General features: G+C 73.9%; 3 protein-coding genes, 1 tRNA gene and 1 pseudogene. All 5 read left to right on the forward strand.

Annotated features, from left to right (window positions below; all coding sequences use genetic code 11):
- The first annotated feature begins 288 nt into the window (after positions 1 to 288).
- Complete coding sequence (fdh, locus tag AB0L34_RS32425) at positions 289 to 3,585, forward strand: formate dehydrogenase (RefSeq protein WP_363709329.1); 3,297 nt, start codon at positions 289 to 291, stop codon at positions 3,583 to 3,585.
- Entirely contained in the window at positions 3,575 to 4,522 is a 948-nt protein-coding gene (locus tag AB0L34_RS32430) for a 4Fe-4S dicluster domain-containing protein (RefSeq protein WP_363709331.1), read from the forward strand. Before fdh ends, AB0L34_RS32430 begins: the two co-directional genes overlap by 11 nt.
- The gene (gene nrfD / locus AB0L34_RS32435) at positions 4,519 to 5,667 is read left to right on the forward strand and encodes an NrfD/PsrC family molybdoenzyme membrane anchor subunit (RefSeq protein ID WP_363709333.1); all 1,149 of its coding nucleotides are present in this window, start codon (positions 4,519 to 4,521) and stop codon (positions 5,665 to 5,667) included. Before AB0L34_RS32430 ends, nrfD begins: the two co-directional genes overlap by 4 nt.
- A 45-nt stretch (positions 5,668 to 5,712) precedes the next feature.
- Positions 5,713 to 5,808: transfer RNA gene (locus AB0L34_RS32440), tRNA-Sec, on the forward strand.
- 18 nt (positions 5,809 to 5,826) lie between these two features.
- Positions 5,827 to 6,022: pseudogene (locus AB0L34_RS32445) on the forward strand (hypothetical protein); the annotation flags it as partial.

Here is a 6,022-nt window from a genome sequence, read left to right on the forward strand (position 1 = left end):
CCGAACACTGGAACAACTGACACACAGGCATTCACCACAAGGGGGATCGCTGGCCGGCACCCGACACGGGCGCCGGCCAGCGGCGCATCTTCACCAGCCGACATCACCCCACCCCCCGAGCCGATCCGGCTCGGGGGTGGGGCTGTCTGCGTACGCCAATGGCGACGTCGCGGGCGCGGACGGTGACCGTCGGGTGGTGATCGGGGTCTCGGGTCGCGGCCGGGGTGCGGGCTGCCCTAGTGTGCGAGGGGTCGACGGTGTTCGGGCCGAGGGAGGGGGTGTCGCGGGATGGGTCTGCGGACCTTCATCGAGGGCTGGCCGGTCTACCGGCAGCTCACCGGCACCGATCCGCTGGGCCGGGGCGCCGCCGCGCAGTCGGCGCGCTCGGCCGGGCTGACGGCGCGCACCGAGACCGCCGACCGGATGGCCCGCTCGGTCTGCCCCTACTGCGCGGTTGGCTGCGGGCAGCGCGTGTACGTCAAGGACGAGCAGGTCACCCAGATCGAGGGCGACCCGGACAGCCCGATCTCCCGGGGCCGCCTCTGCCCGAAGGGCTCGGCCAGCAGGAGCCTGGTCACCAGCCCGCTGCGGCAGACGAAGGTCCGCTACCGGCGCCCCTACGGCACGGAGTGGGAGGACCTGGATCTCGACGTCGCGGTCGACATGATCGCCGACCGGATCCTCGCGGCCCGCGCCGAGACGTGGGAGGACGTCGACCCCAAGGGCCGGCCGCTCAACCGCACGCTGGGGATCTCCAGCCTGGGCGGGGCGACGCTGGACAACGAGGAGAACTACCTCATCAAGAAGCTGTTCACGGCGATGGGGGCGCTCCAGATCGAGAACCAGGCGCGCATTTGACACTCCGCCACCGTCCCCGGTCTGGGGGCCAGCTTCGGTCGCGGTGGCGCGACGGACTTCCAGCAGGACGTCGCCAACGCTGACGTCATCGTCATCCAGGGCTCGAACATGGCCGAGGCCCACCCGGTGGGCTTCCAGTGGGTGATGGAGGCCAAGCGGCGCGGCACCAAGGTGTTCCACGTCGACCCGCGGTTCACCCGCACCAGCGCGCTGGCCGACACGTACCTGCCGATCCGCGCGGGCTCCGACATCGCGCTGCTCGGCGGGGTGGTGCGGTACATCCTGGAGAACGAGCTGGACTTCCGGGAGTACGTGCTGGCCTACACGAACGCCGCGACGATCGTCAGCGACCAGTTCGTCGACGCCGAGGACGGCGACGGTTTCTTCTCCGGCTTCGACCCGGAGACCGGCAGCTACGTGCAGGACTCCTGGCAGTACGCGGGCCACGAAACCGACTCCGGCAGCGGGCACACCGCGAAGGAGCGGGACAGCGCGGCGGGGCTGCTCCACGAGTCGCACGGCGCGCAGGTGAGCGGTCGGGTGGAGCGGGACGAGACGTTGCAGCATCCACGCTGCGTCTACCAGATCCTCAGGCGACACTTCGCCCGCTACACCCCGGAGATGGTGGAGCGGGTCTGCGGCATCCCGCAGGAGAGGTTCCTGGAGCTGGCCCGGGCGTGGGCGGAGAACTCCGGCCGCGAGCGCACCGGCGTGCTGATCTACTCGGTCGGGTGGACGCAGCACAGCGTCGGCGTGCAGTACATCCGCACCGGCGCGATCATCCAGCTGCTGCTGGGCAACATGGGCCGCCCCGGCGGGGGGATCCTGGCCCTGCGCGGGCACGCCAGCATCCAGGGCTCCACCGACATCCCGACGCTGTTCAACCTGCTCCCCGGTTACCTGCCGATGCCGCGCGCCGATCACACCACCTTCCAGCGGTGGGTGGACAGCTTCCGCCGCCCCGGCCAGAAGGGTTCCTGGGGCGACGCCGGCGCGTACGCGGCCAGCCTGCTCAAGGCGTACTGGGGGGACGCGGCGACGCCGGAGAACGACTTCTGCTACGGGTACCTGCCCCGGATGACGGGCGACCACGGGACGTACCAGCAGGTGCTGAACATGATCGACGGGAAGGTGAAGGGCTACTTCCTGCTCGGGCAGAACCCGGCGGTGGGCTCGGCGCACGGCCGCGCCCAGCGGCTGGGCATGGCGAACCTGGACTGGCTGGTGGTCCGCGACCTGTTCATGATCGAGAGCGCCACGTTCTGGCGCAACGGCCCGGAGGTGGCCGCGGGCGAGATCGTGCCGACCGAGTGCAGGACGGAGGTGTTCTTCCTGCCGGCCGCGTCGCACGTGGAGAAGGAGGGCACCTTCACCCAGACCCAGCGGCTGCTGCAGTGGCGGGAGAAGGCCGTCGACCCGCCGGGCGACGCCCGCTCCGAGCTGTGGTTCTTCTACCACCTGGGGCGCCGGCTGCGGGAGAAGCTGGCCGGCTCCGACCTGCCGCGCGACCGGGCGCTGCTCGACCTGGCCTGGGACTATCCCACGCACGGCCCGCACGCCGAGCCGAGCGCCGAGGCGGTGCTGCGCGAGATCAACGGGTACGACGTGGCGACGGGCCGCCCGCTGTCCACGTTCACCGAGGCCCGCGCCGACGGCTCGACCGCCGTCGGCTGCTGGATCTACTCCGGCGTGTACGCCGACGGCGTCAACCAGGCGGCCCGACGCAAGCCCCGGCACGAGCAGGACTGGGTGGCCGCCGAGTGGGGCTGGGCGTGGCCGGCCAACCGGCGCACCCTCTACAACCGCGCCTCCGCCGACCCGCAGGGCCGGCCCTGGAGCGAGCGCAAGCGCTACGTCTGGTGGGATCCCGACGCCGGGGAGTGGACCGGCTACGACGTGCCGGACTTCGAGAAGACGAAGCCGCCGACGTACCGGCCGCCGGAGGGCGCGACCGGCCCGGAGGGGATCGCGGGCGACGACCCGTTCGTCATGCAGGGCGACGGGAAGGGCTGGCTGTACGCGCCCAGCGGGGTGCTCGACGGGCCGCTGCCGACGCACTACGAGCCGGCCGAGTCGCCGGTGCGCAACCCGCTCTACCGGCAGCAGGCCAACCCCACCCGCAAGGTGTACGCGCACCCCGTGAACTCGGTGAACCCGAGCCCGCCGCAGGAGCACGGCGCGGTCTTCCCGTACGTGTTCACGGTCAGCCGGCTCACCGAGCACCACACGGCGGGCGGGATGAGCCGCACGGTGCGGACCCTGGCGGAGCTGCAACCGGAGATGTTCGTGGAGGTGTCGCCGGAGGTGGCGGCCGAGCGGGGCCTGGCGCACCTGGGTTGGGCGCACCTGGTCAGTGGGCGGGCGGTGATCGAGGCGAAGGTGCTGGTCACCGACCGGCTGGCCCCGCTGCGGGTGGACGGCCGGGTGATCCACCAGGTGTGGCTGCCGTACCACTTCGGGTTCGAGGGCCTGGTGACGGGCGACTCGGCCAACGACCTGTTCGGGATCACGCTGGACCCGAACGTGCTCATCCAGGAGAGCAAGGTCGGCACCTGCGACGTGCGTCCGGGGCGGCGGCCCACCGGGGCGGCCCTGCGGGACCTGGTGGCGGACTACCGGCGGCGGGCGGGTATCGTCCCCGGCCATCCGCCCTCGACCCTCACGCCGGGGGCGTTTCCGGTGCCGGCTCCCACCGACGGCGCCGGGGAGGACCGTGATGCTTCCTGACCCGAACAGCCTGTCCGGGCCGCTCGATCCCGCCCCGGACGCGGGCTGGGTCGACGCCCCGCCCCGGATGGGCTTCTTCACCGACACCAGCGTCTGCATCGGCTGCAAGGCGTGCGAGGTGGCCTGCAAGGAGTGGAACGACGTCCCCGGTTCGGGGCTGGACCTGCTCGGCATGTCGTACGACAACACCGGCGCGCTGACCGCGAACTCGTGGCGGCACGTGGCGTTCGTCGAGCAGCCCCGCCCGGCCGGGCACCGCGGGCCGCCGCTCGCCGGTGCCGCGACGGCCGGTCGGAGCGCCGGGCCGGAGTTCCTGGGCATGCCCGGGGCGCAGCCGCCGGGGCGGGCCGGTGGCGCGGAGGGGCGCAGCGACTTCCGCTGGCTGATGATGTCCGACGTCTGCAAGCACTGCACCCACGCGGCCTGCCTGGATGTCTGCCCCACCGGGGCGCTGTTCCGCACCGAGTTCGGCACGGTGGTGGTGCAGGAGGACATCTGCAACGGCTGCGGCTACTGCATCTCCGCCTGCCCGTACGGCGTCATCGACCAGCGCAAGGACGACGGCCGGGCGTGGAAGTGCACGCTGTGCTACGACCGGATCGGCGCCGGGAAGATTCCCGCCTGCGCGCAGGCGTGCCCGACGGAGTCCATCCAGTACGGTCCCCTCGACGAGCTGCGGGAGCGGGCCGCCGCCCGGGTGGCGACCCTGCACGAGCGCGGCGCCACCGAGGCGCGACTCTACGGGCACGACCCCGACGACGGGGTCGGTGGCGACGGCGCGTTCTTCCTGCTGCTGGACGAGCCCGAGGTGTACGGCCTGCCCCCGGACCCGGTGGTCACCACCCGGGACCTGCCGAGGATGTGGAAGCGGGCCGGCCTGGCGGCCCTGGCCATGGCGGCGGCGGCCGTCGCCGCGTTCGTCGGAGGTTCCTCGTGAGTCCGGACCGCCCGGTGGGCGACCTGTTCCGCCGCTTCCGCGATCGCCTCGACGCCGGCGTTCCCGGCGGACCGGCCGGCCGCGGCGAGGCCGCTGCCGGCTCGCCAGGGGCGCCACCCGGCGGGTCCGGCGCGCCGGCGTCGACCCGTGCGTCCGGACGGACCCGGCGGCGGGGCGGCGGCCGGCGCGGCGGCGAGGAGCTGACCGTCCCGGAGGCCGAGTTCACCTCCTACTACGGCCGGCCGATCCTCAAGGCGCCCGTCTGGAAGTGGGACATCGCCGCGTACCTGTTCACCGGCGGGCTGGCCGCCGGCTCGTCGCTGCTGGCGGCGGGCGGGCAGGTCACCGGGCGGCCCGCGCTGCGCCGCGCCGGCCGGGTCACCTCGCTGGTGGCGGTCACCGCCAGCGCCGTCTTCCTGGTCAAGGACCTGGGGCGGCCGGCCCGGTTCCACCACATGCTGCGGGTGGCCAAGCCGACCTCGCCGATGTCCGTGGGCACCTGGATCCTCAGCGCCTTCGGCCCGGCCGCCGGAATCGCGGCGGTCGCCGAGGGCGCGGCGTGGCTGCCCGAGCGGGGGCCGCTCGGGCTCGCACGTCGGCTGCTGCCGCCGGTGGGGCACGCCGCCGGGCTGGCCGCCGCGGCGACCGCGCCGGCGTTGGCCACGTACACCGGCGTGCTGCTGGCCGACACGGCGGTGCCGTCCTGGCACGAGGCGTACCGGGAGCTGCCGACGGTGTTCGCGGGCAGCGCGTTGGCCAGCGGCGCCGGCGTGGGGCTGATCGCCGCGCCGACCGCGCAGGCCGGCCCGGCCCGCCGGATGGCGGTGGCGGGCGCCGCCCTGGAACTGTTCGGCTCGCACCGGGTGGAGACCCGGCTCGGGCTGCTCAGCGAGCCCTACCGCGCCGGGCGGCCGGGCCGGCTGCTGCGCGCCGGGCGGGCCCTGACCGCGGCCGGGGTGGCCGGTGCGCTGCTCGGCCGGCGCAGCCGGGCGGTCTCCGCCCTGTCCGGGACGGCCCTGCTGGCCGCGTCGGTGGCCACCCGGTTCGGCATCTTCTACGGCGGCGTCGCCTCGGCGAAGGATCCGAAGTACACGGTGGTGCCGCAGCGGGAACGCCTCGACCGGCGGCGCGCCGCCGGGGGCTGACGCCCCACCGCACACGCCCACCCGGCCTGTGGTTCACTGCTGCCTGGAGGCGTTCAGGCGGCTGGTGCCCCTCCCGGTCTTCAAAACCGGTGTGGCCCGGGACCCGGGTCAGGCGGGTTCGATTCCCGTCCGTCTCCGCCAAACTGCGGAAGAGGGAGCATGGGGGACGTCGCAGCCGATCCGCGCCGGCGGGTGCCGCGCACCGACGCGCTGCTCGCCGACCCCCGGCTGACCGCCGCGGCGCAGACCCTCGGGCGGGACCGCGTCAAGGCCGCCGTCCGGCGGGTCGATGCGGACGACGTCGAACTGGCGAAACGCAAGATGAGCGTCGGTGAGTTCGCCGAGCGCGTCGGGC

Origin of the sequence: Micromonospora sp. NPDC052213, assembly GCF_040679695.1 — a bacterium.
GTDB lineage: Bacteria > Actinomycetota > Actinomycetes > Mycobacteriales > Micromonosporaceae > Micromonospora.

Coding starts and splice junctions, on each gene's coding strand:
- AB0L34_RS32430 (WP_363709331.1), top strand. CDS start 3,575: ATGCTTCCTGACCCGAACAGCCTGTCCGGGCCGCTCGATCCCGCCCCG.